Source organism: Synechococcus sp. MU1643 (assembly GCF_020514095.1).
Lineage (GTDB): Bacteria > Cyanobacteriota > Cyanobacteriia > PCC-6307 > Cyanobiaceae > Parasynechococcus.
The window spans coordinates 25117-51307 of record NZ_VTKY01000007.1; the positions used below are offsets into that span (position 1 = coordinate 25117).

General features: G+C 63.0%; 27 protein-coding genes, 1 tRNA gene, 1 other RNA gene, 1 pseudogene and 1 riboswitch. Of the genes and pseudogenes, 18 read left to right on the forward strand and 12 right to left on the reverse strand.

All coding sequences use genetic code 11. The features are described from left to right. Positions 1-4: 4 nt before the first annotated feature. From mreC to FZX09_RS10215, 6 genes are all read left to right on the forward strand, one after another. Positions 5-751, forward strand: coding sequence for a rod shape-determining protein MreC (gene mreC / locus FZX09_RS10190; RefSeq protein ID WP_226402504.1), 747 nt, complete (start codon positions 5-7; stop codon positions 749-751). 14 nt (positions 752-765) lie between these two features. Next, positions 766-1275, forward strand: coding sequence for a rod shape-determining protein MreD (locus tag FZX09_RS10195; RefSeq protein WP_226402506.1), 510 nt, complete (start codon positions 766-768; stop codon positions 1273-1275). Then, positions 1272-2579, forward strand: coding sequence for a sugar ABC transporter substrate-binding protein (locus tag FZX09_RS10200; RefSeq protein WP_226402508.1), 1308 nt, complete (start codon positions 1272-1274; stop codon positions 2577-2579). Before FZX09_RS10195 ends, FZX09_RS10200 begins: the two co-directional genes overlap by 4 nt. Positions 2580-2671: 92 nt before the next feature. Further along, a complete protein-coding gene (gene rpaB / locus FZX09_RS10205; protein ID WP_226402510.1) occupies positions 2672-3433 on the forward strand; it encodes a response regulator transcription factor RpaB in 762 nt (253 codons plus the stop codon). 44 nt (positions 3434-3477) lie between these two features. After that, positions 3478-4986, forward strand: coding sequence for a lysine--tRNA ligase (gene lysS / locus FZX09_RS10210; protein WP_226402512.1), 1509 nt, complete (start codon positions 3478-3480; stop codon positions 4984-4986). Between the two features lie 27 nt (positions 4987-5013). Beyond that, a complete protein-coding gene (locus tag FZX09_RS10215; protein ID WP_226402514.1) occupies positions 5014-5277 on the forward strand; it encodes a hypothetical protein in 264 nt (87 codons plus the stop codon). A 1-nt stretch (position 5278) separates the two neighbouring features. Here the strand turns inward: FZX09_RS10215 and FZX09_RS10220 are convergent, their stop codons facing one another. The 4 genes from FZX09_RS10220 to egtB are packed head-to-tail and all read right to left on the reverse strand — an operon-like array spanning position 5279 to position 8132. Next, complete coding sequence (locus FZX09_RS10220; protein ID WP_226402516.1) at positions 5279-5758, reverse strand: hercynine metabolism protein; 480 nt, start codon at positions 5756-5758, stop codon at positions 5279-5281. Beyond that, the gene (locus tag FZX09_RS10225; protein ID WP_038551723.1) at positions 5755-5988 is read right to left on the reverse strand and encodes a hercynine metabolism small protein; all 234 of its coding nucleotides are present in this window, start codon (positions 5986-5988) and stop codon (positions 5755-5757) included. The genes FZX09_RS10220 and FZX09_RS10225 overlap by 4 nt, the downstream gene beginning before the upstream one ends. Positions 5989-6033: 45 nt before the next feature. Further along, on the reverse strand, positions 6034-6987 hold the full coding sequence (gene egtD, locus FZX09_RS10230; RefSeq protein WP_226402518.1) for an L-histidine N(alpha)-methyltransferase: 954 nt from the start codon (positions 6985-6987) through the stop codon (positions 6034-6036). Then, positions 6984-8132: an ergothioneine biosynthesis protein EgtB gene (egtB, locus tag FZX09_RS10235; RefSeq protein ID WP_226402520.1), complete on the reverse strand. Its 1149-nt coding sequence runs from the start codon at positions 8130-8132 to the stop codon at positions 6984-6986. The genes egtD and egtB overlap by 4 nt, the downstream gene beginning before the upstream one ends. A gap of 80 nt (positions 8133-8212) precedes the next feature. Here egtB and FZX09_RS10240 point away from each other — a divergent pair, with 80 nt between their 5' ends. Then, the gene (locus FZX09_RS10240) at positions 8213-9835 is read left to right on the forward strand and encodes a serine/threonine protein kinase (protein WP_226402522.1); all 1623 of its coding nucleotides are present in this window, start codon (positions 8213-8215) and stop codon (positions 9833-9835) included. Here the strand turns inward: FZX09_RS10240 and smpB are convergent. Next, on the reverse strand, positions 9829-10329 hold the full coding sequence (gene smpB, locus FZX09_RS10245) for an SsrA-binding protein SmpB (RefSeq protein ID WP_186571143.1): 501 nt from the start codon (positions 10327-10329) through the stop codon (positions 9829-9831). The genes FZX09_RS10240 and smpB overlap by 7 nt on opposite strands. Before the next feature lie 50 nt (positions 10330-10379). On the opposite strand from smpB, the gene ruvB reads away from it, so the two are divergent. The 6 genes from ruvB to thiC all read left to right on the forward strand — a co-directional run bounded on the left by ruvB (position 10380) and on the right by thiC (position 15792). Then, positions 10380-11426: a Holliday junction branch migration DNA helicase RuvB gene (gene ruvB, locus FZX09_RS10250; protein ID WP_226402524.1), complete on the forward strand. Its 1047-nt coding sequence runs from the start codon at positions 10380-10382 to the stop codon at positions 11424-11426. Beyond that, positions 11423-12187: a tetratricopeptide repeat protein gene (locus FZX09_RS10255; RefSeq protein WP_226402526.1), complete on the forward strand. Its 765-nt coding sequence runs from the start codon at positions 11423-11425 to the stop codon at positions 12185-12187. The genes ruvB and FZX09_RS10255 overlap by 4 nt, the downstream gene beginning before the upstream one ends. A gap of 1 nt (position 12188) precedes the next feature. Beyond that, on the forward strand, positions 12189-13370 hold the full coding sequence (locus FZX09_RS10260; RefSeq protein WP_226402528.1) for an amidohydrolase: 1182 nt from the start codon (positions 12189-12191) through the stop codon (positions 13368-13370). Next, positions 13367-13594 carry a DUF3188 domain-containing protein gene (locus FZX09_RS10265; protein WP_226402530.1) on the forward strand — a complete coding sequence of 76 codons (228 nt, stop codon included), beginning with the start codon at positions 13367-13369 and terminating at the stop codon, positions 13592-13594. The genes FZX09_RS10260 and FZX09_RS10265 overlap by 4 nt, the downstream gene beginning before the upstream one ends. After that, positions 13591-14205, forward strand: coding sequence for a HEAT repeat domain-containing protein (locus tag FZX09_RS10270; RefSeq protein ID WP_226402532.1), 615 nt, complete (start codon positions 13591-13593; stop codon positions 14203-14205). Before FZX09_RS10265 ends, FZX09_RS10270 begins: the two co-directional genes overlap by 4 nt. Before the next feature lie 31 nt (positions 14206-14236). Beyond that, positions 14237-14342, forward strand: a riboswitch (TPP riboswitch). A 46-nt stretch (positions 14343-14388) separates the two neighbouring features. Further along, the gene (gene thiC, locus FZX09_RS10275) at positions 14389-15792 is read left to right on the forward strand and encodes a phosphomethylpyrimidine synthase ThiC (RefSeq protein WP_226402534.1); all 1404 of its coding nucleotides are present in this window, start codon (positions 14389-14391) and stop codon (positions 15790-15792) included. 136 nt (positions 15793-15928) lie between these two features. Here the strand turns inward: thiC and tkt are convergent, their stop codons facing one another. From tkt to acpP, 3 genes are read right to left on the reverse strand one after another with little or no spacing between them, the layout of a single operon-like run. Beyond that, on the reverse strand, positions 15929-17938 hold the full coding sequence (tkt, locus tag FZX09_RS10280; RefSeq protein ID WP_226402536.1) for a transketolase: 2010 nt from the start codon (positions 17936-17938) through the stop codon (positions 15929-15931). Positions 17939-17992: 54 nt separating this feature from the next. After that, positions 17993-19240 carry a beta-ketoacyl-ACP synthase II gene (gene fabF, locus FZX09_RS10285; RefSeq protein WP_226402538.1) on the reverse strand — a complete coding sequence of 416 codons (1248 nt, stop codon included), beginning with the start codon at positions 19238-19240 and terminating at the stop codon, positions 17993-17995. Between the two features lie 8 nt (positions 19241-19248). Then, complete coding sequence (gene acpP / locus FZX09_RS10290) at positions 19249-19491, reverse strand: acyl carrier protein (RefSeq protein WP_011363161.1); 243 nt, start codon at positions 19489-19491, stop codon at positions 19249-19251. A 146-nt stretch (positions 19492-19637) separates the two neighbouring features. Here acpP and psaC point away from each other — a divergent pair, with 146 nt between their 5' ends. Both psaC and glmS read left to right on the forward strand, forming a co-directional pair. Then, positions 19638-19883 (forward strand): photosystem I iron-sulfur center protein PsaC, encoded by a 246-nt coding sequence (psaC, locus tag FZX09_RS10295; protein WP_006850103.1) that lies wholly within the window; start codon positions 19638-19640, stop codon positions 19881-19883. Between the two features lie 53 nt (positions 19884-19936). Next, the gene (gene glmS / locus FZX09_RS10300) at positions 19937-21826 is read left to right on the forward strand and encodes a glutamine--fructose-6-phosphate transaminase (isomerizing) (protein ID WP_226402540.1); all 1890 of its coding nucleotides are present in this window, start codon (positions 19937-19939) and stop codon (positions 21824-21826) included. Positions 21827-21829: 3 nt separating this feature from the next. On the opposite strand, the gene FZX09_RS10305 is transcribed toward glmS, so the two are convergent. Together FZX09_RS10305 and rimM are read right to left on the reverse strand one after the other, a co-directional pair. Next, positions 21830-23305 (reverse strand): mannose-1-phosphate guanylyltransferase/mannose-6-phosphate isomerase, encoded by a 1476-nt coding sequence (locus FZX09_RS10305; protein ID WP_226402542.1) that lies wholly within the window; start codon positions 23303-23305, stop codon positions 21830-21832. Positions 23306-23374: 69 nt separating this feature from the next. Beyond that, a complete protein-coding gene (rimM, locus tag FZX09_RS10310; RefSeq protein ID WP_226402586.1) occupies positions 23375-23908 on the reverse strand; it encodes a ribosome maturation factor RimM in 534 nt (177 codons plus the stop codon). Positions 23909-23963: 55 nt separating this feature from the next. Here rimM and FZX09_RS10315 point away from each other — a divergent pair, with 55 nt between their 5' ends. Next, positions 23964-24149 carry an NAD(P)H dehydrogenase subunit NdhS gene (locus tag FZX09_RS10315; protein ID WP_226402544.1) on the forward strand — a complete coding sequence of 62 codons (186 nt, stop codon included), beginning with the start codon at positions 23964-23966 and terminating at the stop codon, positions 24147-24149. Positions 24150-24170: 21 nt separating this feature from the next. After that, positions 24171-24978 (forward strand): annotated as a pseudogene (locus FZX09_RS10320) (ion transporter). On the opposite strand, the gene rnc reads toward FZX09_RS10320, so the two are convergent. Beyond that, positions 24936-25661, reverse strand: coding sequence for a ribonuclease III (rnc, locus tag FZX09_RS10325; protein ID WP_226402546.1), 726 nt, complete (start codon positions 25659-25661; stop codon positions 24936-24938). The pseudogene FZX09_RS10320 and the gene rnc overlap by 43 nt on opposite strands. Before the next feature lie 27 nt (positions 25662-25688). Then, positions 25689-26079, reverse strand: an RNA gene (gene rnpB / locus FZX09_RS10330) — RNase P RNA component class A. Positions 26080-26117: 38 nt separating this feature from the next. Between rnpB and FZX09_RS10335 the strand changes: the two genes are divergently transcribed. Continuing rightward, positions 26118-26191, forward strand: a tRNA-Arg gene (locus tag FZX09_RS10335).

A 26191-nucleotide genomic window follows, 5' to 3' on the forward strand; every position in this document is an offset into this window, starting at 1 on the left:
AGCGATGGCCCCGACGCTCCGTTCCGGCAAGAGCCGCTGGCGCGTATTAGGGCAACTCACCCCCTGGCTGCTGCTTGTGGCCGGCCTTCTGATGGTGCGTCTGAGCAAGGGTGCTGGTTTCATCGATGCCTATGCCCTGCTCAGCCGTCCGTTCTGGCCTGGGTCTGCCCAGCGGGAATGGGTCATGGCTGCAACGGATTTGGAGGAGCGGTCTCGCCTGCAGCTGCTGGAAGACGACAACCGTCGCTTGCGCGCTCTGCTGGAGTTGCAGCAACAAGGATCAGCGCAAGGCAACGTTTCGGCTGCAGTGATCTCCCGCTCGTCGCGGGGGTGGTGGCAGCAATTGCAACTGGGCAAGGGTTCGCTGCAGGGCATTGGTCGGAGCGATGCGGTTCTTGGCCCCGGCGGTTTGGTGGGCCGCATCGACAGTGTTACCCCCGCCACGGCGCGGGTGAAGTTGCTCACCGCCCCGGGTCATGAGATCGGCGTCTGGCTGCCTCGCATCCGCCGCCACGGATTGCTGGTGGGCCGCGGCAGCAGCCGTCTGTCGCTTCGTTTCATCGAAAAGGACCCCGACGTGCGTCCGGGGGATCTGGTGGCCACGTCCCCGGCCAGCACCCTTTTGCCCCCCAACGTGCCGGTGGGGGTGATCCAGTCGGTGGATGAACAGGCTGTTCCTGCACCTGTAGCGGTGGTGCAGTTAATAGCAGCACCGGAGGCGATCGACTGGGTGCAAGTGCAGACCCGTTGAGATGAACTACTGACATGACGCGTCTGCACCGACAACCAATCTGTGTGGCCTCGGCATTGATGGTGCCCTTTCTGGCCTTGGCGTCGCCGCCTTTGTTGGCCATCGATGGGGTTGGTCCCGCCTGGGCTGTGCTCTGGCTGTTGCCCTGGGCTCTCGTGGATGGTCCGGTGTCGGGGGCGTTGTCGGGTGTGGTTTTGGGGCTGGTCCTGGATGGTCTCAATCTGGGGGGTGTCAGTCAGGTGCCGGCGCTGCTGCTGCTGGGCTGGTGGTGGGGACGGCTGGGTCGGCGTGCAGCACCGATCCAACGCAGCCTGAATCTGGGCTTTTTGGCCTGGCTCGGGTCCGTGGGTATTGGTTTGTCGTTGATCCTTCAGCTCTGGTGGCGTCAAGACGGAGTGTTGGATCCCCTCACCCAGAGCTGGGGCCTGCATACCCTTTGGTGCCAGGCTCTGGTGACGGGTTTGCTGGCGCCGATGTTGGTGTCTTTGCAGTTGCTGCTCTGGCGAAGGAGAGTTCCCTCATGAGGCTCAGCCGTCGTGATCTCCTATTGGGGGCAGCGGCCCTGGGACTCGCGGCTTGCGCTCCTAAAAACCCACAGACCAGGGCATTGGAGTTGTGGACCCTGCAATTGGCCCCCAAGTTCAACCCCTATTTCGCGGACGTTTTGGGGGACTGGAGCCGCCTCCATCCTGGCGCACCTGTGCGCTGGACGGATCTGCCCTGGGGGTCGGTGGAGCGCAAGTTGCTGGCGGCAGTGTTTGCTCGCACGGCCCCGGATGTGGTGAACCTCAATCCGCCCTTTGCGGCCAACCTGGCCAGCAAGGGTGGACTGGCCGACTTGACGCCGCTGCTGCCGGCGGACGCCGCTGGCCGCTATCTGCCATCCGTATGGCAGGCCTGCCGCGACCCCGATGCCGGGCAGATCGCCCTGCCCTGGTACCTCACGGTGCGACTGAGTCTGGTGAACCGGGCCCTGTTGGATCAAGCCGGCATCCCAGCGCCGCCCTCACGATGGGATCAGGTTCCGGCCTTTGCCCGTCGTATCCGCGAGCGCACTGGCCGCTATGGCCTCTTCCTCACCACCGTTCCGGATGACTCAGCAGAACTCCTTGAAACCCTGGTGCAGATGGGGGTGACCCTGTTGGATTCCCAACGCAGGGCTGCTTTCGACAGCCCTGCGGGGCTCCGGGCCTTCCGCTTTTGGAGTGATCTGTACCGGGAGGGGCTGTTGCCTCGCGAGGTGGTGAGCCAGGGGCAACGCCGAGCGATTGAGTTGTTCCAGAGCGGTGATTTGGCCCTGGCGGCCACGGGGGCGGAATTCCTGCGCAGCATTCAGACAAATGCGCCTGGGGTGGCCGCGGTGACGGAGCCCCATCCCCCGGTGACCGGTGCAGATGGCACCGCCAATGTGGCTTTGATGACCTTGGTGGTGCCGCTTCAGAGCCACCGTGCTCAAGAGGCCGTGGATCTGGCGCTTTTTCTCACTAATGCTGATCAACAGGCTCGCTTTGCAGCCGAGGCTCGGGTGTTGCCGTCTTCGCTGGAGGCCCTGGCCCGGGTTCGTGAGGCGTTGGATCAGGAGGTTCTCGGTTCAGCCGCGGAGCGTCAGATTCGCCAGGCCCGTTTGTTGTCGGTCAGCACGTTGGACCAGGCCGAGGTGTTGGTGCCGGCCCTACCGGGCATCAAGCGTCTGCAGAAGATCATCTATACCCAGATGCAGCGATCGATGTTGGCCCAGGTCAGCCCTGAGCAGGCCTTAACAGCTGCGGCGTCGGAATGGAACAGATATGCCAGTTCTCGCTGGCCTGAGGTCACCCCAAATTCTTAAAACAATCGGTAAACCAGCTGCACGCCAGGGTGATTATGTCTATCTCCATGTCCTGACGGGTATGGTTGCACCTCGTTAAGGATTTGGTTCGGATGACGGGCAACCTGCCCTCACAACCCAAAGCGACCATTCTTGTCGTTGATGACGAGGCTGCGGTCCGACGCGTTCTGGTGATGCGCTTGCAGCTGTCGGGCTACCGCGTCATCTGCGCAGAAGATGGTGAGCAGGCTCTGGAAATGTTTCACAACGAGTCGCCCGATCTGGTGGTGCTCGATGTGATGTTGCCCAAGCTGGATGGCTTTGCGGTGTGTCGGCGCCTGCGGTCCGAATCCTGCGTACCGATCATTTTCCTTTCCGCTGTTGAAGCGATCTCCGAGCGTGTAGCTGGATTGGATCTGGGAGCCGACGACTATCTCCCCAAACCTTTCAGTCCCAAGGAACTGGAAGCTCGTATTTCAACAATTTTGCGCCGGGTGGGCCGGGGCAATGCTGTCGTTGAAAGCCGTGAACTGCCCACCGGGCAAGGTGTTTTGCGGCTTGGCGATTTGGTGGTGGACACCAACAGACGCCAAGTCACCCGCGGGTCGGAGCGGATCAACCTCACCTATACGGAATTCAGTCTGCTCGAGTTGCTGTTCCGCGACCCTGGCCATGTTGTGCCCCGGGCCGAGATTCTGGAGCAGCTTTGGGGTTATCCCCCTCGCCGTGCAGCCGATCTGCGCGTGGTGGATGTCTACGTGGCGCGTTTGCGAGGAAAACTTGAGCCTGACCCTCGCAATCCCGAGCTGATCCTGACGGTGCGAGGGATTGGCTATGCCTCCCAACGCATTGGTGAGGCTTCTGCCGCAGGTTGATTAACCCTCGGGAGGGCAGGATGGCGCCCGACTGACCTGCTGCTGTGTCTGAGCTGCGCGACACCCGTCTTGAAAAGGCAAAGACATTGGAGGAGCTGGGGCAGGGCCCCTATTCCCTCACTTTCAGCCCCAGCCACCGTATGGCTGAGCTGCAGGAAGCCCATGCCGATCTGCCCAAGGGTGAAGAGCGGGATGTGCTTGTTTCCGTGGCGGGACGGGTGATGACCCGCCGGGTGATGGGAAAGCTGGCTTTTTTCACCCTGGCCGATGAGACGGGATCCATTCAGCTGTTCCTGGAGAAGGCGGGTCTGGAGGCCCAGCAGGAGGGTTGGTTCAAACAGATCACCTCGTTGGTGGACAGTGGCGACTGGCTGGGGGTGAGCGGCACCCTGCGCCGCACCGACCGCGGTGAACTATCGGTACGGGTGAGCGACTGGCGCATGCTCACCAAGGCGCTGCAGCCTCTGCCGGACAAGTGGCATGGTCTGGCTGACGTAGAGAAGCGCTACCGCCAGCGTTACTTGGATCTGGTGGTGTCTCCTGACAGCCGGGAGACGTTCCGGCGCCGGGCTCGCCTGGTGAGTGGCATTCGCTGCTGGCTCGATCAGCGCGATTTCCTCGAGATCGAGACCCCGGTTCTCCAGAGCGAACCTGGTGGTGCTGATGCTCGACCGTTCGAGACCCATCACAACGCCCTCGACCTGCCCCTCACACTGCGGATTGCTACCGAGTTGCACCTGAAGCGCTTGGTGGTTGGTGGCTTTGAGCGGGTGTATGAACTGGGTCGGATCTTCCGCAATGAAGGGGTCAGCACCCGCCACAACCCCGAGTTCACCTCGGTGGAGATCTATCAGGCCTACAGCGACTACGTCGGAATGATGGAGCTCACCGAGCAGATGGTCAGCGCGGTGTGTGAAGAGGTCTGCGGCACGACCTCCATCACCTACCAGGGCACCGCGATCGATCTGGCACCGCCGTGGCGGCGCGCCACGATGCACGAGCTCGTGCAGGACGCGACGGGGCTTGATTTCAATGGCTTCAGCAGTCGGGAGGAGGCCGCTGCGGCGATGACCGCCAAGGGCATGCATGCACCTGAATTGGCCGACTCAGTGGGCCGTCTGCTCAATGAAGCCTTCGAGCAGGCGGTGGAGACGACCCTGATTCAGCCCACCTTCGTCACCGATTACCCGATGGAGATTTCGCCCCTGGCTCGGCCTCATCGCAGCAAGCCTGGCCTGGTGGAACGCTTTGAGTTGTTCATCGTCGGCCGCGAGCACGCCAATGCCTTCAGTGAGCTTACCGATCCTGTGGATCAACGGCAGCGCCTCGAAGCTCAGCAGGAGCGCAAGGCGGCGGGTGATCTGGAGGCCCAAGGGTTGGACGAGGATTTCGTCATGGCCCTGGAGGTGGGTATGCCCCCCACGGGAGGTCTGGGGATCGGCATCGATCGGCTGGTGATGTTGCTCACCGACAGCCCTTCGATTCGGGATGTGATCGCCTTCCCGCTGCTGCGGCCCGAGTCCCGCCAAGGAGAACCACCCTCAGTGGAATAATGGGAGGAGTGGCATGGTTCTATCCCCATGAGTGGAGAACGCGTCGGGTTTCGCTTCAAGCACGCTGATGCCGTGGTCAAGCGGAATCCCCAGGGCCGTTCCCGTCGGGGATGGGTGATGGAGCCGGTGGAGCAGACCACCAGCCGCGGCACAAAAATGCCTGCTTATCGCATTCGCTGGCGTGACAGTGAGCGCCCTGAAATCGTGCTGCAGCACATGCTGATCGCCGATCCGGATCCCACACCTCCGCCCGACGGTGTCAGCCTGGAGCCCCCAGCGCCCAAGGCTTGATCTAACTCAGCCCAGCATCGCGGCGCAGCTGTTCAAGCTCCTGTTCCGCCTCAAACAACGCCCAGTCCTTCTCAAGTGTTGAGGGGCTGGGCGTTTGCTTTTGCTGGTGAAGCTCCTGCAGCAGTCCCTCCACCTCGTTGAAGCGGCGTCCCAGATCCTCCAGGTCAGCCCAGAGGGCACGGCCTTGGTTCATCAGGCTGGTGAGGTGTTGTTCGGCTCGCCCGGCTAGATCGGCTGCGTCGGCTGCCCTGGCACGCTCCACCCGGCTGCGCCAGGCCCGTACGTCCTCGGCCAGCCTCAGTAGCTGTTGGCGTTGCTGCTTCGCTTCGCCCTGCAGCTGATGGCGTTGCCGTTGCAGGGCACCAGCCCGGTCCTTCAGGTGCTGCTCGCTGAACAGGTGCTCCTGGACGGGGGAGTTGCGCAGAAAGGCGGAGAGCCTGGCGTCCAGCTCCCGCTCCAATTGCTCCAGCCAGCTGCTCATGCCTCACCTGGGGTGGTGATCACCGGTTTTTCGATCTCTTTCTCCAGGGGCTCGATCGCGGCTGTTTTGGAGTTGAGGATCATCTGGGTGAGTTGCGCTGCTTTCACTTCTCCAACTTCACCTTCTAGTTCCCCCAGGCGATCGAAGGCCGCCATGTACACCGCTTCCAGGTCTTGAATCAGCTGCTCACGCTGTCGCTTGATGGCCTGACGCCGTTCGTCTGTCTTCATACCGCCTGAGCTCCTGGGCTCCGTCTGTGGGATAAGTCTGTGGGCTTAGTTTGCCGACAAAAGCAGATGCAGAGCGATCTGCTGGTGCGGATCGCTCCAGGTGCGTTCAATCCGCCAGCCGGCCTGAACCGCAAGATCGCCCGCGGCGTCTGGGGAGTATTTGACGCTGTGTTCGGTGATCCAGGCTTCGCCCTGGCGAAAGAACCAGGTCTCACCGCCTAGGTGCACAGACTGGTCTTGCGTGCTCACCAGAGCCATTTCAATGCGCTGCTGCTGCGCTTGCCAGCGGGCCCGGTAGCGGAATTGCTGGGGATCGGCATCGCCCTGAAGGTCTCGGTTGAGCCGCAGCAGCAGGTTGCGGGCGAAGGCGGCGGAGACGCCGGCGGCATCGTCGTAGGCGGCCTCCATCAGGGCCGGCTCGCGCGGTTGATCCAGCCCCAGAAGCAGTGGTCCGCCGGCCAGCAACTGCCGGGCGTTGTGAAGGAACTGAACAGCCTCCTCCGGGGTGAAGTTGCCCAGGGAGCTGCCGGGGAAGAAGCCGATGCGCCGTTGTCCCTCCAGGGCGGGATGTTGAGGCAGCTGCACCAGGCGGGTGTGGTCACAGCAGATGCCCACCATGGCGGTGTTGGGATGTCGGGTGGCGAGCCCGGAGAGAGCTTCTTCCAGAGCACTAAAACTGATGTCCAACGCAGCGAAGACGCTGCTGTTGAGGGCCGTGAGCAGCGGATCGACTTTGCGGGCGTTGCCAATGCCGAATTCCACCACCAGCCCGGGGCCCGTGGCGGCAGCGATGGCGGGTGCGTTGTCTTCCAACAGTGCGATTTCCCGTTGGGTGAGGGTGTATTCCGGTTGCCGACAGATCTCGGCGAACAGCCGTGATCCTTCGGCGTCGTAAAGCAGCCAGGCCGGCAGCTGGCGAGGGCTGCGCAGCAAGCCATCTCTCACCAGGCGCTGAAGGTCCGCAGGAGCTGGGTGGAGGTTGAGCAGGGTGATGCTCATCGGGCCAGACGGATGCCAGCGGCCATCCAGCGGCTCGCTGGCGCAAAGAAGTTGCGGTAGCTGTCGCGTTCGTGGCTCGGGGGTGTGAGCCAACTGCTTCCGCGGAGCACCATCTGGGAGCTCATGAATTTGCCGTTGTATTCGCCGATAGCCCCCTCCACCGGCCGAAACCCGGGATAGGGGCTGTAGGCACTGGCGGTCCACTGCCACAGCACCCGGTGGGCGTGCTGCATGGCGCTGCCATGCAGACCAGAGGCGTGCTCCCATTCCGCTTCGGTGGGGAGCCGGGCTCCATTCCAGCGGGCATAGGCATCCGCCTCGAACCAGCTGAGATGCCGCACCGGTGCCTTGGGGTTGCGCCGGCGACGGCCCGCCAGGGTGAATTCCTCGTTGTCTTCCCGCCAGTAGCGCGGCGCCAGCCACTGGTGCTGTTGCACCAGCGACCAGCCTTCACTCATCCACAGCTCGGGGCGTTGATAACCCCCGTCAGCGATGAAGGCGGCGTAGGCGGCGTTACTCACAAGGCTGCTGTTCAGCTCAAACGGCTCCAGCCACACCCGGTGGCGCGGTGTCTCATTGTCGAAGTGGAACCCGTCGCTCCGGTGGCCGATCTCCGTCAACCCGCCAGGGCAGGCCAGCCACTGCTCCTCCTCCAGGGTCAGGGTCAGCTCAGCCTCAGGGTTGTAGACGGGTTCCAACGGCTGGCGGTTGAACCCGTCCAGGAGGTCCATCAGCAGCAGTTCCTGGTGCTGCTGTTCGTGCTGCAGGCCGAGCTGAACCAGGGTTGTGCCCCCTTCGGGAGGATCCATCAGCAGCGCCTCAAGCTCGGCATCCACCCTTTTGCGCCAGGCCAGAACGTCTGTGATGGATGGGCGGCTCAGCAGGCCCCTTTGCGGCCGGGGATGACGCGCTCCGATGGTCTCGTAATAGGAGTTGAACTGATAACTCCACACCGGGTCGCAGGCCTGGTGTCCAGGTGCGTGGGGCTGCAGCACGAAGGTGTCGAAGAACCAGGTTGAGTGGCCTAGATGCCATTTGGGTGGGCTGGCATCGGCCATCCCTTGGAGCATCAGATCTTCCGGTTCCAGAGGTTCGATCAGTGCTTCGCTGCGGCGCCGCACCGCCAGCAGAGTCTCCAGCAGCACAGGCCTTATCAATCCTGTTCGGACCCTAGGGGGTGCTGGAAACCATCGGTACCATCAGCCCATTGAAGCGGCTGAATCCCTTGAGAGGTTCCGGCACGGTGCTGGTGGAGCGATATCGCCTGGAGGAACGGCTGAGTGGACCCGATTCGGTACAGGGTTCCCTGTGGCGTGCCATAGATGTGATGGCGGGTGATCTGCCGGTGGCCATGCGCCAACTGGAGACCCCTGCAGCCCAGCAGAGGCTGCTTGGGGTTTGGCCTCAATTGCAGACGCTGTTGCATCCCCAGTTGCCCCGCTGCGGTGAGTTTTTCGAGCTGGATGGTGCGCTGTGGCTCGTGCGTGATTGGCAGGACGGCATCGCTTACGAAGTGCTGCTGCGTCAAAAGCGGTTCAGTGCGGATGAGGTGCTGCTGTTGCTGCGCCAAGTCCTGCCGGTGCTGTCGGTGTTGCATGGCAGTGGTCTGGTGCACGGTGATCTGAATCCCCGCCATCTGCTGCGCCGCAGCAGCGACGGCCTTCCTGTGTTGCTGGAGGGTGGCCGGCTGCAGCGGTACGGCGTCACACCGATAGATGCTCCCTGGAGTGATCTGCACGACCTGGGGGTCACCGCCCTGGGGCTGCTCAGCGGTACGGCTCACCATGGCGGCGGCTTGCCGGAGCACCTAGAGGTGGACTCAGGATTCCGTCAGGTGCTGGAGCGCCTGCTCTCTGCGGCACCGGAGCGCCGTTTTGACGAGGCCGCTGAGGTTCTGAGGGCTCTGGAGTCGGTGGTTTTGCCCGCGTCCACAACAGAGCTGGCCGTACCGGCGCGAACCCGGCGGGCGTCGGCTCGCGAGCAGGGTGCGGAAGGTCTTCTCTGGCCCGTGGTGATCGCCCTTGGGCTATCGGCGCTGGCGGGTTCTGCCATCGGTTGGTTTCTCCTCCCACGCAGCTCACCCGCAGACACTGCACCCGATCATGCGGCTCAGCAGCCTGCCGTCAGTTTGCCGCCAGAGGAGCTTGATCAACGCCAGCAGCTGTTCACCCGGCTGCGGGCGCTTCAGGTGGATCGTGGATGGTTCATCAATCTGGTGGATGCCAGCCAGCTCAGCTCGGAATCGCTGGAGGATGCGAGGCTGCGAAGGGTCTGGACCCAGCTGGCGGAGGAGTGGCTGGCACGGATCGAGCAGCTGCCGCCGGCGATTCGGGCAGAGTTGGGGCGTCTCAGGGCAGGGGACTGGCAGCAGCCTCGTGAGGCGCTGTTGAAACAGGGCGTTCATCCGATGGTGGTGGAGCATCTTGTGAGTGCTGGCGCCCAGGATCATCTGCCGGTAACCATGCGGGGCCGCAAACCCGCTGAACCCTTTCGTCAGCTCTGGATTGCGGCGGCGATGCAGAGCCTTGATGACGTCGAGATCGTGAGGCTCAAGGCGCGCCCCCTGAAACCCACCAAAACCTCTTTGCGTATTCCTGCCGGTGGTGCGCGTTTGGTGCTTGTAGAGGTTCCGGCAGGTGATGACCTGGCCTTGGACATCGATGGCACACCGCTGATGCAGATGATGGTGTTTGGTGCCAATGGAATGGTCGTGGAGCAGCTGCACCCTCTGCGGGTGGTCCGGATTGCGGCGGCGGCGGGCTCGCCCTTGCAGGTGTTGGTCACCAACGAGGGGGTCTCTTCCGGTGTGTTCACCCTGTCCTGCCGGGCAGACCCGCTCAATCAGTAGCGAGCTATCGCTGCCTTCACCTCTTTCTTGGATTGCTTTTCCTTTTCTGCGGCCCGCTTGTCGTGCAACTTTCGGCCTTTGCCCAACCCGATGGTGAGCTTGATCCATGAACCCTTGAGCTGGAGGCTCAGCGGGATCAGTGTCAGCCCTTTCTGATCCACCAGACCGCGAAACTTATCGATCTCGCGGCGGTGGGCCAGCAGTTTGCGGGTGCGCAGCGGGTCGTGGTTGAAGTAGCTACCGGCGTGGGTGTGGGGTGAGATGTGCACGTTGTGCAACTGCAGTTCCCCATTGCGAATGAGGCAGAAGCCATCGCGCAGGTTGGCTTTGCCGTTACGGATCGACTTCACCTCGGTTCCCACCAGCTCGATGCCGGTTTCTAGGGTTTCGAGGATCTCGTATTGATGCCGGGCCTGACGGTTGTCCGCCAGCATCCGATTGGCTGCGGCCCTCGCTGCGGCTGCGGCTGCTTTTTTTGCTCCTCCCTTGGCCATGGCTGCGGCTGCGTCTACCGACCCTATCCAGGTCTGGGTACCCTGCCCGCATGGCGATTGTCTCCTCCAGCTCCGGTCGCAAGCCACCACGCCGTCCCGAAGCGTTGGTGGACCCCAAGCTGGCCCTTGAAGAGGCGGTGAGTCGGCCGAAAGACAAGTTGCGGCCTCAGCGCCTGGACGACTACATCGGCCAAAGCGAGCTCAAACAAGTGTTGGGGATCGCGGTGGAGGCGTCGCTCGGCCGCGGTGATGCCCTCGATCATGTGCTGCTCTACGGCCCGCCGGGCCTGGGCAAAACAACCATGGCCATGGTGCTGGCCGAAGAAATGGGGGTGCAGTGCAAGGTCACCAGTGCACCAGCCCTAGAACGCCCGCGCGACATTGTTGGCCTGTTGGTCAATCTGCAGCCCCGTGATCTGCTGTTCATTGACGAGATACATCGCCTGAGTCGGGTGGCGGAGGAGTTGCTCTATCCGGCGATGGAAGACCGTCGCCTCGATCTCACTGTGGGCAAGGGCAGCACGGCACGGACCCGTTCACTCGATTTGCCGCCCTTCACCCTGGTGGGAGCCACCACCCGCGCCGGATCGCTGAGCTCCCCGCTGCGGGATCGGTTCGGCTTGATTCAGCGGTTGGAGTTTTACGGCCAGGACGATCTAGAAGCGATCGTGGAGCGCACCGCAGGCTTGATCGGCGTCGCCCTCACGCCGGAGGCCCGGAGCAGCATTGCCGCCTCCTGTCGCGGCACCCCCCGGATCGCCAATCGCTTGCTGCGCCGGGTGCGGGATGTGGCCAGCGTGCGCGGCGGTGGTTGTGGAGCCATTGATCAGGCCCTGGTGGGTGAGGCCCTGAGCCTGCACCGCGTCGACCATCGCGGCCTTGATGCCAGCGATCGGCGCTTGTTGCAGCTGCTGATCGACCACCACGGTGGCGGCCCGGTGGGCCTTGAGACCCTGGCAGCGGCCCTCGGCGATGACCCCGTCACTCTGGAGACCGTGGTGGAACCGTTTTTGCTGCAGCAGGGTTTGCTAATGCGCACCCCCCGCGGCCGGATGGTCACGGATGCGGCCCGTAGTCACCTGGCGGAGGCGGCATGAACAGGATCCTGGTGCTGCTACTGAGCCTGGTGCTGGCACTCCCGGCTCAGGCCCTCGATCTGCAGGGGCTCTACGCGCAGGCATTGACGGCCAGCCGTCAGGGCGATTTCGCGGAGGCGCTGCCCCTGTGGGATCGGTTCCTTGAACAGGCCCCAGAGGATGCGGCTGCTTTGAGCAACCGCGGCAATGTGCGTTTGGCCCTGGGTGATCCTTCCGGGGCCATCGCTGACCAGACGGCCTCGATTGTTCTGGCGCCGGAGGAAAGCGACCCTCGCCTCAACCGGGGCACGGCAGAGGAGGCCCTTCAAGACTGGTCGGCGGCAGCGAACGACTATCTCTGGATCCTGGAGCGCGATCCGCAGGATGCTTCAGCTCTCTACAACCTTGCCAATGTGCGCGGCTCGCAAGGGGATTGGCCTGAGGCCCGAGCGCTTTATGGCCAGGCCGCCCTCGCCCGCCCTGGTTTTGCCATGGCCCGCTCAAGTGAGGCCCTGGCGGCCTGGCAGGCGGGAGATCTTGACTGGGCGGAAGCGGAATTTCGCAAACTTATTCGCAGATATCCCTTGTTTGCTGATGCCCGGGCGGCCCTCAGCGGCCTGCTTTGGCGTGAGGGATCCAGCGGTGAAGCCGAAAGCCACTGGGCCGCGGCTGCAGGGCTGGACCAGCGTTACCGCCAGGCCGACTGGTTGCAGCAGGTGCGCCGCTGGCCACCACAGCCGACGGCGGATCTGATGGCGTTCCTTGCTTTGGAGGCGTCCTGAGATGACCCAGGCGTCGGCCCTTTCCGATCGACTCATCCGAGAGCTGCCTGAGTTGCTTGAGCTGCGCCGGCATCTGCATGCTCACCCCGAACTCAGCGGTGAGGAACACCAGACGGCGGCTCTGGTGGCAGGTGAGTTGCGCCAGTTGGGGTGGCGGGTGCGCGAGGGGGTTGGACGCACGGGCGTGGTGGCCGAATTGGGTCCGGATCACGGCCCCACGGTGGGCTTACGGGTGGACATGGATGCCCTGCCAGTGGAGGAGCGCACCGGTTTGCCCTATGCCTCCACCCGCCAGGGCTTGATGCATGCCTGCGGCCATGACTTGCACACTTGCACAGGCCTCGGGGTGGCGCGGTTGCTGTCCCAGGAGCCGAGTTTGTCGGCTCGGGTGCGCTTGCTGTTTCAACCCGCCGAAGAGCTGGCCCAGGGGGCGGTTTGGATGCGGGATGCGGGGGCTGTGGACGGCCTTGATGCTTTGTATGGGGTGCATGTGGTCCCGAATCTGCCGGTGGGCACGGTGGGAATTCGGCGGGGCTGTCTGACGGCGGCGGCCGGCGAGCTGGAGATTCTGGTGCAGGGGGAGGGTGGCCATGGTGCTCGTCCCCATCAGTCGGTGGATGCTGTTTGGCTGGCGGCTCGGGTGATCACAGAGCTCCAGCAGACCATCGCCCGCCGCTTGGATGCGTTGCAGCCGGTGGTGATCAGTTTCGGCAAGGTGCAAGGAGGGCGTGCCTTCAACGTGATTGCCGATCAGGTGCGTTTGCTGGGCACGGTGCGTTGCCTGGATCTTCAGCAGCATGCCCAACTGCCGGCCTGGATCGACGAGACGGTGCAGGGGATCTGTGCCAGCGGTGGCGGCACCGCCGTCGTGAACTACCGCTGTATTGCGCCACCGGTGCACAACGATGCGCAGCTCACGACCTTGCTCGAACGCTGTGCGGTGGAGTGTCTGGGCCGCGACAAGGTGCTGCCGGTGGAGCAACCCTCCCTGGGGGCGGAAGACTTTGCTGAGCTGCTTCGGGATGTCCCGGGAATGATGGTGCGGTTGGGGGTGGCCGGGCCCGAAGGGTGTGCGCCGCTGCACAACGGAGCGTTTGCACTGGAGGAAGGTGCCCTTGGTGTTGGTATTGCGGTTCTCACGGCCACCGTGCTGGCGTGGATCGCGGAGAACACTTCGGTATGAACCAACGTCGTTCGGTGATTTGGGTCTCGCTCGGGGCACCGTTGCTGATCCTGCTCGCGTTGCTGGCCACAAATCAGCGCCAGGGCAAGGACCGGGTGCAGGTGCTGCCTGCCGTGCTTGTGGGTTCGGGTCTCATCATCAGCAGCGCTCTCGGTCGGCAGCGCCGCCGCGCCAGGCTGTTGGCCGATTTTCAGAGGGCGCGCACCCCTGGCAGCAACCCATGAGTGAGACCGATCCGAAAAGCCCTGATCTCGAGGCGGTGCGCCTGGCTATTGCCAGTGGAGATCCTGTGAAGGCGATGCCAGCGATCACTCAGCTCCGCCATTGCTCGGACACTGAAGCTGTGCCGTTGTTGGTGCTGGGCACGGAGCAGAAGCCTTTTCTGGTGCGCTCCTTGAGTTGCAGCGGACTGGGCTACAAGCGCACCGAGCAGGGTTGGGCTGTGCTCAGTGAGCTGATCACGGCTGACGAAGACCCCAATGTTCGCGCTGAGGCAGCCAATGCCCTGGCCAGCTACGGGGTGCAGCGGGCCTGGCCCTTGTTGCGCTTGGCTTTTGAAGCTGATGCCGCCTGGTTGGTGCGCTGCAGCATCTTGTCGGCTCTGGCAGAACAGCCGGAGATAGATCTCACCTGGCTGCTGGAGCTGGCCACCATGGCCATTGCTGATGCTGACGCGATCGTGCGGGTCAGTGGAGCCGAGATCCTTAGTCGGATCGTCCGTGAAAGGGGCAGCGACCCTATCGGGGCAAAGGCCAGAGGCTTTCTGCAATCTCTGCAGCAGGACAGCGATCACCGGGTAGTGGCTGCGGTGCTCAATGGTTTGCAAGCCAGCTGAATGGTCCTTTGACCAACGCTTGCTAGCGTTTAACTATCACTAGGGGTGTCTGGGTTTCACCAAAACCCAGACTGAGATCACACCCTCCGAACCTGATACCGGGTCATGCCGGCGCAGGGAAGTGTTTGAGCGTGATCCACGGCCACAACGTCGACCCCTGGGCTGTCCGTCGCACCTCAGATCATGCGCGCTTCCTGGGTTGAGTCCCGCAAGGGCCAGGCCAACGTCTCTCAGATGCATTACGCCCGCCAGGGCGTTGTGACCGAAGAAATGGCCCATGTGGCGAAGCGGGAGAACCTGCCCGAGTCGCTGGTGATGGAAGAAGTGGCCCGGGGTCGGATGATCATCCCGGCCAACATCAATCACACCAACCTGGAGCCGATGGCGATCGGCATCGCCAGCAAGTGCAAGGTTAACGCCAACATCGGCGCGTCCCCGAATGCGTCCGATGCTGCCGAGGAGGTGAAGAAGCTGAAGCTGGCCGTCAAGTACGGCGCCGACACCGTGATGGATCTCTCCACCGGCGGCGTCAACCTCGATGAGGTGCGCACCGCGATCATTGGTGCATCTCCAGTGCCGATCGGGACGGTGCCTGTCTATCAGGCCCTCGAGAGTGTCCACGGCTCGATTGAGAAGCTGGATGAGGATGATTTCCTCCACATCATCGAGAAGCACTGCCAGCAGGGCGTTGACTACCAGACCATCCACGCAGGCCTGCTGATTGAGCACCTGCCGAAGGTGAAGGGCCGCATCACCGGCATCGTCAGCCGCGGGGGCGGGATCCTTGCCCAGTGGATGCTCTATCACCACCGTCAGAACCCGCTTTACACGAGGTTTGACGACATCTGCGAGATCTTCAAACGCTACGACTGCACCTTCTCCCTCGGTGACTCGCTTCGCCCCGGTTGCCAGCACGATGCGTCAGACGCCGCTCAACTGGCCGAACTGCACACCCTCGGTGAACTGACCCGTCGCGCCTGGGAGCACGACGTGCAGGTGATGGTGGAGGGTCCTGGACATGTGCCCCTCGATCAGATCGAGTTCAACGTGAAGAAGCAGATGGAGGAGTGCAGCGAAGCTCCCTTTTATGTGCTCGGTCCCCTCGTTACAGACATTGCCCCTGGTTACGACCACATCACCTCCGCGATCGGCGCGGCTATGGCTGGTTGGCATGGTACGGCGATGCTCTGTTACGTGACGCCGAAGGAGCACCTTGGTCTGCCCAACGCTGATGATGTGCGCGAAGGCCTGATCGCCTACAAGATCGCGGCCCATGCGGCTGACATCGCCCGTCACCGCCCCGGCGCTAGGGACCGTGATGACGAGCTCAGCCGGGCCCGTTATGCCTTCGATTGGAACAAGCAGTTCGAGCTGTCCTTGGATCCTGAGCGGGCCAAGGAGTATCACGATGAAACCCTTCCGGCAGACATCTACAAGCAGGCTGAGTTCTGCTCCATGTGCGGACCCAAGCATTGCCCGATGCAGACCAAGATCACTGATGAGGACCTTGAAGGTCTCGAAAAGGTGCTCGAAACCAAAGCCGGTGCTGCAGAGCTCACTCCGCTCAAGCTCGATAAAGCTGATTGATTTCGTTGTCTGAATTCAGGTGTTGGCCCGGCGTCCGTTAGGACGTCGGGCTTTTTGTATGAGGCCACTGGTTTGTGGCATTAAAAAAAGACCCTCTGCCGCGGCAGAGGGTCTTGGTTTTGAAGTGTTCTGGTGATCAGCCGAGCAGAGCCTTGGCTTTAGCCACCACGTTCTCCACGGTGAATCCAAATTCCTTCAGGCAGGTGCCGCCGGGGGCAGAAGCGCCAAAGCGGTTCATGGTGACGCTGTCGCCGTCGAGGCCGATGAAACGGTGCCAGCCGAAGGATTCAGCAGCTTCCACCACCATGCGCTTGCGCACGGCGTTAGGGAGCACCTCTTCCTTGTAGGCGTCGGTCTGTTCGTCGAACAGTTCGACGCAGGGCATGGAAACCACGCGCACCTTCTTGCCTTCAGCGGTGAGTCGCTTGGCTGCCTGGACGCAGAGGTCCAGTTCGGTGCCGGTGCCGATCAGGATCAGATCCGGTGTGCCGGCGCAGTCTTCGAGGACATAACCGCCCAAGGCCACCTTGTCGATCGAGGAGTTGGCTTGGTTGGCCATGCCCTGGCGGCTGAGGCAGAGGGAGCTGGGGCGATTGCGGTTTTGGATGGCCACCTTGTAAGCACCGCTCGTCTCGTTCCCGTCGCCAGGGCGGAACACCAACATCCCTGGCATGGCGCGGAGCGATGGGATGGTTTCGATCGGCTGGTGAGTGGGGCCGTCTTCGCCGACGCCGATGGAGTCATGGGTGAGTACGTAGATCACACCCAGCATGCTCAGGGCTGACAGGCGCATGGAGCCGCGCATGTAGTCGGCAAACACCAGGAAGGTGCCGCCATAGGGGATCAGGCCACTGTTGTGATATGCGATGCCGTTGAGGATGGCCGCCATGGCGTGTTCGCGCACACCGAAGTGCAGGTAGCGCTTCTCAGGGCTGCTGGCCTGATAGGAGCCTGTCTCGCCCTTGATGTCCGTGTAATTGGAGTGGGTGAGGTCGGCGGAGCCGCCGATCAGTTCGGGCAGGTTTGGGCCCAGTGCGCCCAGGCAGATCTGGGAGTGCTTACGGGTGGCCAGGCCACCGTCTTCCGGGGTGTATGTGGGCAGGTCCTTGTCCCAGCCCTCGGGCAGCTCACCGCGCAGCATCCGCTCGAATTCGGCGGCTTCGGAGGGGTACTTGGTGCGGTAAGTGGCCAAGGTCTGGTTCCACTCGGCTTCGAGGCTGGCGCCGCGGTCGATTGCTTTGCGGAACTGGTCGTAGGCGTCCTGGGGGATTTCGAAGGGGGCGTAGTCCCAACCCAGCTGCTGGCGGGTCAGAGCGGCTTCCTCTTCGCCAAGAGCTGCACCGTGAACACCAGCGGTATCGGCCTTGTTGGGGGAGCCGTAGCCGATGGTGGTGGTCACTTTGATGATCGACGGCTTGTCGGTGACGGCCTTGGCGGCTTCGATCGCCTTGGCGATCGCATCCACATCGGTGTTGCCTTCGGCCACGTGTTGCACGTGCCAGCCATAGGCCTCGTAGCGCTTCAGCACGTCCTCGGTGAAGGACACATCGGTGCGTCCGTCAATAGTGATGCTGTTGTCGTCATACAGAGCAATCAGCTTGCCCAGCTTCAGGTGGCCAGCCAGGGAGGCAGCTTCGGAAGAGACACCCTCTTGGTTACAGCCGTCGCCCATCACCACATAGGTGTAGTGATCCACCACGGTGGCGTCAGCCTTGTTGAACTTGGCCGCAAGGTGCGATTCAGCGATGGCCAGGCCCACAGCGTTGGAAATGCCGGCACCCAGAGGGCCGGTGGTCACTTCAACACCCGGGGTTTCAAAGGTTTCGGGGTGACCGGGAGTCTTGGAGCCCCACTGACGGAACTGCTTGATGTCCTCGATCGTCACCGAGTCGTAACCGGTGAGGTGCAGCAGTGCGTAGAGCAGCATGCAGCCGTGGCCAGCCGACAGCACGAAGCGATCGCGGTTGAACCACTTGGGATTCTTGGGGTTGTGCTTGAGGAACTTGTCCCAGAGGGCATAACCCATGGGTGCGCAGCCCATCGGCAGGCCGGGGTGGCCGCTGTTGGACTTGTTGATGGCGTCGACAGCCAGCATCCGAATGCTGTTGATGCAGAGCGTGTCGAGTGACGCGGGCGCAGCGACCATGGTGTTAAGAGGAAAAGTTGGAGCGATTTTGACGCACGGCGTGAGCGCGAAGGCTCAGCTGGCGCGTTTGAAAGCCAGGCAGACGTTGTGGCCGCCGAAGCCGAAGGAGTTGGACAAGACGGTCCCAAGTGTCTGATCCCGCGCCGTATTCGGCACGACATCCAGATCACAGTCGGGATCCGGGGTGGTGTGGTTGATCGTGGGGGGCACGACGCCGTGTTGTAGCGCCAGAACACAGGCCACGGCCTCGATGCCGCCTGAGCCACCCAGCAGGTGACCGGTCATCGATTTGGTGGAGCTCACTGGAATCTGCAGCGCTCGGTCGCCGAGGGCGCTCTTGATCGCCGAGGTTTCGTTCTTGTCGTTTGCCGGGGTGCTGGTGCCGTGGGCGTTGACGTAGTCAACTTCAGAAGGATCAATGCCGCCATCCGACAGGGCCAAACGCATCGCCTCGGCACCACCGACGCCGCCTGGCGTGGGTGAAGTGATGTGGTGGGCATCGCAGGTCATGCCGTAACCCACAACTTCACCGAGGATGGCGGCGCCACGGGCTTGGGCGTGTTCGAGGGTTTCAAGCACCAGCACGCCGGCACCCTCCCCGATCACGAAGCCATCCCGCTCCTTATCGAACGGACGACTAGCCGTGGCCGGATCGTCATTGCGGAACGACAAGGCCTTGGCGCTGGCGAAGCCTGCAACCCCTAGGGGTGTGATCGCCGATTCGGCGCCACCGCAAACCATCGCGTCCGCCTTGCCCAGCTGCAGCAACCGGAAGGCATCACCAACAGCATTGGAGCCGGCAGCGCAGGCGGTGGCCACTGCTGAGCTAGGCCCCTTGGTGCCAAGAGCGATGGCCGCCAAACCCGTGGCCATGTTGGGGATCATCATTGGCACCGTGAACGGGCTCACCCGTCCCGGACCGCGACCCTCCAGCACGTGGGCTTGAGTTTCCATCGTCAGCAAACCGCCGACGCCGGAACCGATGATCGTGCCGATCCGATCCGCATTTGCGTCGTTGATCTCAAGTCCGGCATGGGCCACAGCTTGTTTGGCAGCCACCACGCCGAACTTGCAGAACCGATCCCAGCGCTTGGCTTCCTTCGGTTCGATGAAACCGGACGGATCGAAATCCTTCACCTCCGCCGCAAAGCGACAGGCGTGCTCGGATGCATCGAACAGAGTGATGGCCTCAACTCCGTTCCTGCCGGAGGTGAGGCCGTTCCAGTAGTCCTGAACCGTGTTGCCGATCGGTGTGACCGCGCCGAGGCCGGTGATGACGACGCGATGGAGACCATCCACCATTGCGTTGCTCAGGCCTGCTTGTCTTCGATGTACTTGACGGCGTCCCCAACTGTGGTGATGCCTTCAGCGGCTTCGTCGGGAATCTCGATGTCGAAGGCCTCTTCCAGGGCCATCACGAGTTCCACGGTGTCCAGAGAATCAGCACCCAGATCGTTCTGGAAGTTGGATTCGGGCTTCACTTCGCCGGAGTCAACGCTCAGTTGCTCCGCAACGATCGAGCGCACCTTTTCGAGAATCGCTTCCTGGGACATAGCCGTGGCAACGGGACACTGCATCTTACGGGCACGCCTTCAGTGTCTCCTCACCAACGACTGCGCCGTTAACAACGGTGACGGCCTGGCCATGGACCGCCGAGGGACGGGTACGTTTGCCGCAAGCCTTCGTATGCATCGGGCACATGTCCCACGCCGTCAAGATCTACGACACCTGCATCGGCTGCACCCAGTGTGTGCGTGCCTGCCCTCTCGACGTGCTTGAGATGGTCCCCTGGGACGGCTGCAAGGCCGGCCAGATTGCTTCATCCCCACGCACCGAAGATTGCGTCGGTTGCAAGCGTTGTGAAACGGCGTGCCCCACAGACTTCCTCAGCATCCGCGTTTACTTGGGAGACGAAACCACTCGCTCCATGGGTCTGGCTTACTGATCTGCCCAGTTTCACCTCATAAGCTCGGCCCGGCTTAGCCGGGCTTTTTTTGTATGTGCGGAATCGTTGCCCTGGTCGGCTCCCGCGAAGCGGCGCCTCAGCTTCTGGAGGGCCTGCGGCAGTTGGAGTACCGCGGTTATGACTCCGCTGGGATCGCCACGGTGGCCGCCCAGGGGCAGCTGACCTGCCTGCGGGCCAAGGGCAAGCTGCGCAACCTCACCGCTTGTTTTGACGCTGAAGGGGCTCCCGGCCAATGCGGCATCGGCCACACCCGCTGGGCCACCCACGGCAAGCCGGAAGAGCGCAATGCGCACCCGCACCGCAGCAGCGATGGCGCGGTGGCTGTGGTGCAGAACGGAATCATTGAGAACCACCGTGCCCTGCGGGAGCAGCTGGAAGCTGCAGGGGTGGTCTTCCAGTCGGAGACTGACACTGAGGTGATCCCTCACTTGCTGGCAGCGGAACTGCAGCAACTACAGGCCGAAGCTGGAATACCTGGGGGTGGCTTGTTGTTGGAGGCCCTGCAGCGGGTATTGCCCCAGCTGCAGGGGGCCTATGCCCTGGCGGTGATCTGGGATCAGGCGCCGGGGGCTTTGGTGGTGGCCCGCAAGGCGGCCCCTTTGTTGATCGGTTTGGGGGAGGGTGAATTCCTCTGTGCCAGCGACACACCGGCCTTGGCGGGCTTCACCCGCACGATCCTTCCCATGGAAGACGGAGAGGTGGCCCTGCTCTCACCTCTGGGGGTGGAGCTCTACGACGCTGCAGGCTTGCGGCAGCAACGCATGCCCACCCAGCTCAGCGGCGTAGACCACGTGGCGGACAAGCGTGAGTTCCGTCACTTCATGCTCAAGGAAATCCACGAGCAACCGGAGACGGCCGAGCTTTGGGTGACCCGTCATTTGCCCCAGGGATTGCCGGTTGAACAGCCCGTGGCACTGCCGCTGGACGATGCGTTTTACGAAGGGATCGAGCGGATTCAGATCCTGGCCTGTGGCACCAGCCGTCACGCCGCGCTGGTGGGGGCTTATTTGCTGGAGCAGTTCGCCGGGATTCCCACGTCGGTGCACTACGCCAGTGAATTTCGCTACTCCCCGCCCCCGCTGGTCCCCCACACCCTCACGATCGGGGTAACCCAGTCCGGTGAAACGGCAGACACCCTCGCTGCCCTGGCCATGGAGTCGGAGCGGCGTCTGGCCCAAGGGGATCCTGCCTTTGCGCCCCGCCAATTGGGGGTGACCAACCGACCGGAAAGCTCCCTGTCGCGCCAGGTGCCTCACATCCTCGATATAGGGGCCGGCATTGAGGTCGGGGTGGCTGCCACCAAAACCTTCCTCGGTCAGCTCTTGGCCTTCTATGGCCTGGCGATGGCCTTTGCCGCCCGGCGTGGCGCTCGTCCCGTGGCGGAGATCAAGGCACTGGTGGATGAACTCCGCAGCCTGCCGCAACAGTTGCGCCATTTGGTGGATCTACACGACCAGCGTTCCGAGGCACTGGCCCATCGTTTTGCCGACACCCAGGATGTGATTTTCCTGGGCCGGGGAATCAACTATCCCATCGCCTTGGAAGGCGCGTTGAAGCTCAAGGAGATCAGCTACATCCATGCCGAGGGCTACCCGGCCGGTGAGATGAAGCATGGTCCGATTGCCTTGCTTGATTCCCGCGTGCCGGTGGTGTCGATCGCCGTGCCCGGTGTGGTGTTTGAGAAGGTGCTCAGCAACGCTCAGGAAGCCAAGGCCCGCGATGCCCAGTTGATCGGTGTGGCGCCCCAGGGGCCCGACACTGACTTGTTTGATGAATTGCTGCCGGTACCTTCCGTGAGCGAATGGATCAGTCCTCTGCTCACCGTGGTGCCGATGCAGTTGCTGAGCTATCACATCGCAGCCCATCGCGGCCTGGATGTGGATCAACCCCGCAACCTGGCTAAGAGCGTCACGGTGGAGTGATCCTCAGCTGGCACTCATGCTGAGATCACTACTGCTGAGGTCGCTGCGGCCGTAGCGGTCCTGGAAGCGCACGATGTCGTCTTCACCGAGGTACTCGCCGCTCTGCACTTCGATCAGTTCCACCGGGATCCGACCGGGGTTGGAGAGCCGGTGTTTGCAGCCCATTGGGATGTAGGTGCTCTGGTTTTCACCCACCAGCTGCTCTGCGCCATCGCGCTCAACCAGGGCCGTGCCCTTCACCACCACCCAGTGCTCGGCGCGGTGGTGGTGCATCTGCAGCGACAGGCTGGCGCCGGGTTTCACTGAGATCCGTTTCACCTGCCAGCGGGTTCCCTCGGTCACACCCGTGTAATGGCCCCAGGGGCGATAGATCTTGCGGTGCGCCTTCCCCTCTGGGCTGCCGGCCTCCTCCAGCTGGTTTACCACGGTCTTGATCTCCTGGGCCTTCGAGCGATCCGCAATCAATACGGCGTCGTCGGTTTCCACCACCACCAGGTTTTCAACCCCCAGCCCCACCACCAGACGGTGTTCGCTGCGCAGGTAGCAGTCGCGGCTGCCTTCGGCGATTACGTGGCCCTGCAGCACATTGCCCTGGGCATCCCGCTGCTCTGAGGTTTCCCAGAGGGCACTCCAGCTGCCTACGTCGCTCCACCCCGCATCCAGCGGCAGCACACTGCCCAACTCAGTTTTTTCCATCACGGCCACATCAATGGCCACGTTGGGGCACTTGGCAAAGGCCTCGCGTTCCAGTCGATGGAATTCCAGGTCGGCCGTGTCCTGCTCTAAAGCTGCTCGGCAGCAGCTCACCACCTCCGGGGCCAGCCGTTCCAGCTCCGCCAGCATGGCGCTGGCGCGGAATAGAAACATGCCGCTGTTCCAGGTGAAGCGGCCGGTGGCGAGGAACTGCTCTGCAGTGGTCTGGTCTGGCTTCTCCACAAAGCGCTTGATCGGCACATGCGCCGGTCCTCCAAGGGAGAAGGGTTCGCTGGCCTCGATGTAGCCGTAGCCGGTTTCCGGGGCCGTCGGCACGATGCCGAAGGTCACCAGGCGCCCCTCTTCAGCGGGCTTGCGGCCGGCGTCGATGGCCTGGCGGAATTGGGCGGCATCGCGGATCAGGTGATCCGCCGCCAGCACCAGCAGCAGCGGGTCGTCGCCGTTGGCCGTTGCTTGTAGTGCGGCCACCGTCACGGCGGGGGCAGTGTTGCGGCCCATTGGTTCCAGAAGGATCGCGTTCGGCTCCACACCGATCTGGCGCATCTGCTCGGCCACGATGAAGCGGTGGTCTTCATTGCAGAGCAACAGCGGAGCCGCGAGGGCCTCCAGGCCATTGAGGCGTTGCTGGGTCTGTTGCACCAGCGTCGCTTCGCCGTCACCACTTAACGGCCAGTACTGCTTGGGGTAACTCGCCCGCGATAGAGGCCACAGCCGTGTGCCGGTTCCTCCGCAAAGGATCACAGGAATCAGCGGTGTGGCGGCCATCACGTCCTGAAGGCGGTGACCCAGATTCGCTCGCTCTAGGGGCTTCTGTCGATGCCCGCGAGAGATTTGTCAGAGCTCCAGCAGGCCCGGTGGCGGCGTGAGCAGCAGCCAGCCCTCTTCGAGCTGCACCTCCGGCACGATCGCTTCCACAAAGGGGATCAGCTGCTTGCGGCCATCGGTGGTGGTGATCTCCAGCAGATCGTTGCCGCCACTGATCAGGTCGCTCACCGTGCCGATGGCTGGGCCATCGGCAGTGAGCCGCGCCTCCAACCCCATCAGATCGAGCAGGTGAAACTCACCTTCTTCAAGTTCGGGCCGATCGTTCGCCGACACCAGCAGTTCCTGTCCCACCAGGGCTTCGGCGGCGCTGCGGTTGTCGATTCCCTCGAAGCGCACGACAAACAACGACTTGCCGGGCAGTTGCCGGCCTTTTTTGAGCTGGATTTCCGTGGGGTCACCACCTTTGCGGCTGCGTAGCCAGCGGGGCCCTGGCGCCGTGAAACGCTCGGGGAAATCACTGGCGGGGTTCACTCGCAGCTCCCCTTGGAGCCCTTGGACTCCCACGACCTTGCCGACGCTGAGCCAGTCGTCGCTCTCCGCCATGCCATCCGCCACACACTCTGCCGATAATGGCGCCAGATCAGTCCAAGACCGAGCCATGGCGTCTGCAACCGCTCCGATCCTTCCCGGCTCCACCGTGACCGTGGCCGATGCCACCTCGATCTACAACGGTTACACCGGCTTCGTGCAGAGGATCAGCGGCGACCGTGCGGCTGTTCTCTTCGAAGGCGGCAACTGGGACAAGTTGGTGACCCTGCGCTTGAAAGACCTACAGCCGGCCTGAGGCGATGGACACGGACCGCACCTGCGACAACGCCTGCAGGCCACGGTGCTGGAAGCCAGCACCCCTGCGGGTAAGGCCTACAACACCGTCATCTTCGGGGCGATTCTGCTGAGTGTTTTGGCGCTGCTGCTGGAGCCAGACCCCTTGGGTAACTCGGCCCTGCGCCAGACCAATGTGCTTGGATCGATCTGGTGCAGAACCTCTGCCTTTCGGTGTTTGCTGCGGATTTCGTTCTGCATCTGGCCCTGGTGGAGAAGCCCCGCCGCTACCTGTTCAGCTTCGCCGGATTGATCGACGCGTCAGCGGTGCTGTTTTTCTTTGTGCCGCAGGTGCGCAGCGAGCTGTTGCTGTGGGTGTTCAAGTTCGGCCGCATCCTGCGGGTGTTCAAGCTGCTCAAGTTCATTGATGAGGCCCGTGTGCTTGGGCAGGCCCTGCGGGCAGTGCCCGCACCATTGGCGTCTTCCTGTTCTTCGTTGTTCTGCTGCAGGTGGTGCTCGGTTACAGCATCTTCGTGATCGAAAGCGAACGGCCCGATTCCCAGTTCCAGACGGTGGGGAGCGGTGTTTACTGGGCGATAGTCACCATGACCACAGTTGGCTATGGCGACGTGGAGCCCCAGACAGAGCTCGGGCGGTTGCTGGCCTCGGTGGTGATGATTCTCGGTTTCGGCATCATTGCGATCCCTACAGGCATCCTCACGGTGTCAGGCGTGCAGCATCACAAGCAGCGCGGGCTGGAAATGACCTGCAGCAGCTGCGGGCGCCAGGGCCATCGCAAGGACGCCCTTCACTGCGATGCCTGCGGCGCGTCGTTGCCCTCCAGGATCTGAAGGGCAGCAGCTGCGGCGTACTGCTCCGCCTCTTTGCGGGATCGGCCTTTGGCCTTTGCCAGCTCCCGGGCTTGAATGCTCACCCGGCAGAGGAAGCGTTCGGGGTCTCCGTGCTGCTGGCTGCATTCCTCCGTGGCGTACTCGGGTAGTCCCAGCCCTTGGCCTTGGCTCCACTCCTGCAGGGCGGTTTTGCCGTTGAACTGATGGGGAGTCGCCAGCACCGCTTGGGCGGTGGCACGCCAGTGGGGGGTGAGCCAGCGGTGAACAGGCTCCAGATCTCCTAGGGCGCTGTACAACGCTCCGATGAGTGCCTCGGTGGCATCGGCCCGCAGCCTGGATTGGGCGGAACGATCCCCTTGGGCGTGCCGCCCCAACAGCAGGTGCTGTTCGATGGCAAGCGTTGCACCCACGTCCGCCAGCCATCGATCGCTGACCAGCTGGGCCCGCAGGTTGGAACAGGCACCCACCGCGAGATTGGCGTGGTGGCGGTCGATGAATTCGGTGGCGGCGAGCCGCAGCACTGCATCACCAAGGAATTCCAGCCGTTCCAGGTTGCGGGCTTGGCCGGTCGACACGTGGGTCAGGGCCTGATCCACCAGGCCCAGCAGCTTCGGTTCGATCGGGATTCCAGCATCGAGGCGCTGGATCAGGTTGGTGAGTTCTGCGGCGCGGGATGGATCCACAGGGACTCCTGAGCAACGCGGAAAGGGGGTTGAAAGCAGGACATAAGCCGGGTTCTGTTCACGCCCCACAGAGGTTGGTCTGCAGAGGGTGGGTGGCCATCTATCTGGGACCGCCGTTACCGACGGCCTCAAGCGGCGCTTTAAAGCGGAACGGGGCCAATGGCCAGCCGTCGTTCCTTGGCCTTGCTCCCAGCTGGGGTTTACCGAGCCAGCACCTCTCGATGCTGCTGGTGCGCTCTTACCGCACCTTTGCACCCTTGCCTGTGCCGGCGAGCCGGCCATCGGCGGTGTGTTTCTGTGGCACTCTCCTCACGGTCACCCGCACTGGGCGTTACCCAGCAAGCCTGGCCATCAGGGAGCCCGGACTTTCCTCAGCCGACACTCAAAGAGATCGGCCGCAACCACCTCGCCTGCTTTCAGGTCTCATCATGCCTCGTGGGCATAATTCAGAGGTCTGGGGCTGTAGCTCAGCTGGATAGAGCGACGGTTTCCTAAACCGTAGGTCGTGGGTTCGAGTCCCGCCAGCCCCG

Coding starts and splice junctions, on each gene's coding strand:
- mreC (WP_226402504.1), top strand. CDS start 5: ATGGCCCCGACGCTCCGTTCCGGCAAGAGCCGCTGGCGCGTATTAGGG.
- FZX09_RS10195 (WP_226402506.1), top strand. CDS start 766: ATGACGCGTCTGCACCGACAACCAATCTGTGTGGCCTCGGCATTGATG.
- FZX09_RS10200 (WP_226402508.1), top strand. CDS start 1,272: ATGAGGCTCAGCCGTCGTGATCTCCTATTGGGGGCAGCGGCCCTGGGA.
- rpaB (WP_226402510.1), top strand. CDS start 2,672: ATGACGGGCAACCTGCCCTCACAACCCAAAGCGACCATTCTTGTCGTT.
- FZX09_RS10215 (WP_226402514.1), top strand. CDS start 5,014: ATGAGTGGAGAACGCGTCGGGTTTCGCTTCAAGCACGCTGATGCCGTG.
- FZX09_RS10220 (WP_226402516.1), bottom strand. CDS start 5,758: ATGAGCAGCTGGCTGGAGCAATTGGAGCGGGAGCTGGACGCCAGGCTC.
- FZX09_RS10225 (WP_038551723.1), bottom strand. CDS start 5,988: ATGAAGACAGACGAACGGCGTCAGGCCATCAAGCGACAGCGTGAGCAG.
- egtD (WP_226402518.1), bottom strand. CDS start 6,987: ATGAGCATCACCCTGCTCAACCTCCACCCAGCTCCTGCGGACCTTCAG.
- smpB (WP_186571143.1), bottom strand. CDS start 10,329: ATGGCCAAGGGAGGAGCAAAAAAAGCAGCCGCAGCCGCAGCGAGGGCC.
- ruvB (WP_226402524.1), top strand. CDS start 10,380: ATGGCGATTGTCTCCTCCAGCTCCGGTCGCAAGCCACCACGCCGTCCC.
- FZX09_RS10255 (WP_226402526.1), top strand. CDS start 11,423: ATGAACAGGATCCTGGTGCTGCTACTGAGCCTGGTGCTGGCACTCCCG.
- FZX09_RS10260 (WP_226402528.1), top strand. CDS start 12,189: ATGACCCAGGCGTCGGCCCTTTCCGATCGACTCATCCGAGAGCTGCCT.
- FZX09_RS10265 (WP_226402530.1), top strand. CDS start 13,367: ATGAACCAACGTCGTTCGGTGATTTGGGTCTCGCTCGGGGCACCGTTG.
- FZX09_RS10270 (WP_226402532.1), top strand. CDS start 13,591: ATGAGTGAGACCGATCCGAAAAGCCCTGATCTCGAGGCGGTGCGCCTG.
- thiC (WP_226402534.1), top strand. CDS start 14,389: ATGCGCGCTTCCTGGGTTGAGTCCCGCAAGGGCCAGGCCAACGTCTCT.
- tkt (WP_226402536.1), bottom strand. CDS start 17,938: ATGGTCGCTGCGCCCGCGTCACTCGACACGCTCTGCATCAACAGCATT.
- fabF (WP_226402538.1), bottom strand. CDS start 19,240: ATGGTGGATGGTCTCCATCGCGTCGTCATCACCGGCCTCGGCGCGGTC.
- acpP (WP_011363161.1), bottom strand. CDS start 19,491: ATGTCCCAGGAAGCGATTCTCGAAAAGGTGCGCTCGATCGTTGCGGAG.
- psaC (WP_006850103.1), top strand. CDS start 19,638: ATGTCCCACGCCGTCAAGATCTACGACACCTGCATCGGCTGCACCCAG.
- glmS (WP_226402540.1), top strand. CDS start 19,937: ATGTGCGGAATCGTTGCCCTGGTCGGCTCCCGCGAAGCGGCGCCTCAG.
- FZX09_RS10305 (WP_226402542.1), bottom strand. CDS start 23,305: ATGGCCGCCACACCGCTGATTCCTGTGATCCTTTGCGGAGGAACCGGC.
- rimM (WP_226402586.1), bottom strand. CDS start 23,908: ATGGCGGAGAGCGACGACTGGCTCAGCGTCGGCAAGGTCGTGGGAGTC.
- FZX09_RS10315 (WP_226402544.1), top strand. CDS start 23,964: ATGGCGTCTGCAACCGCTCCGATCCTTCCCGGCTCCACCGTGACCGTG.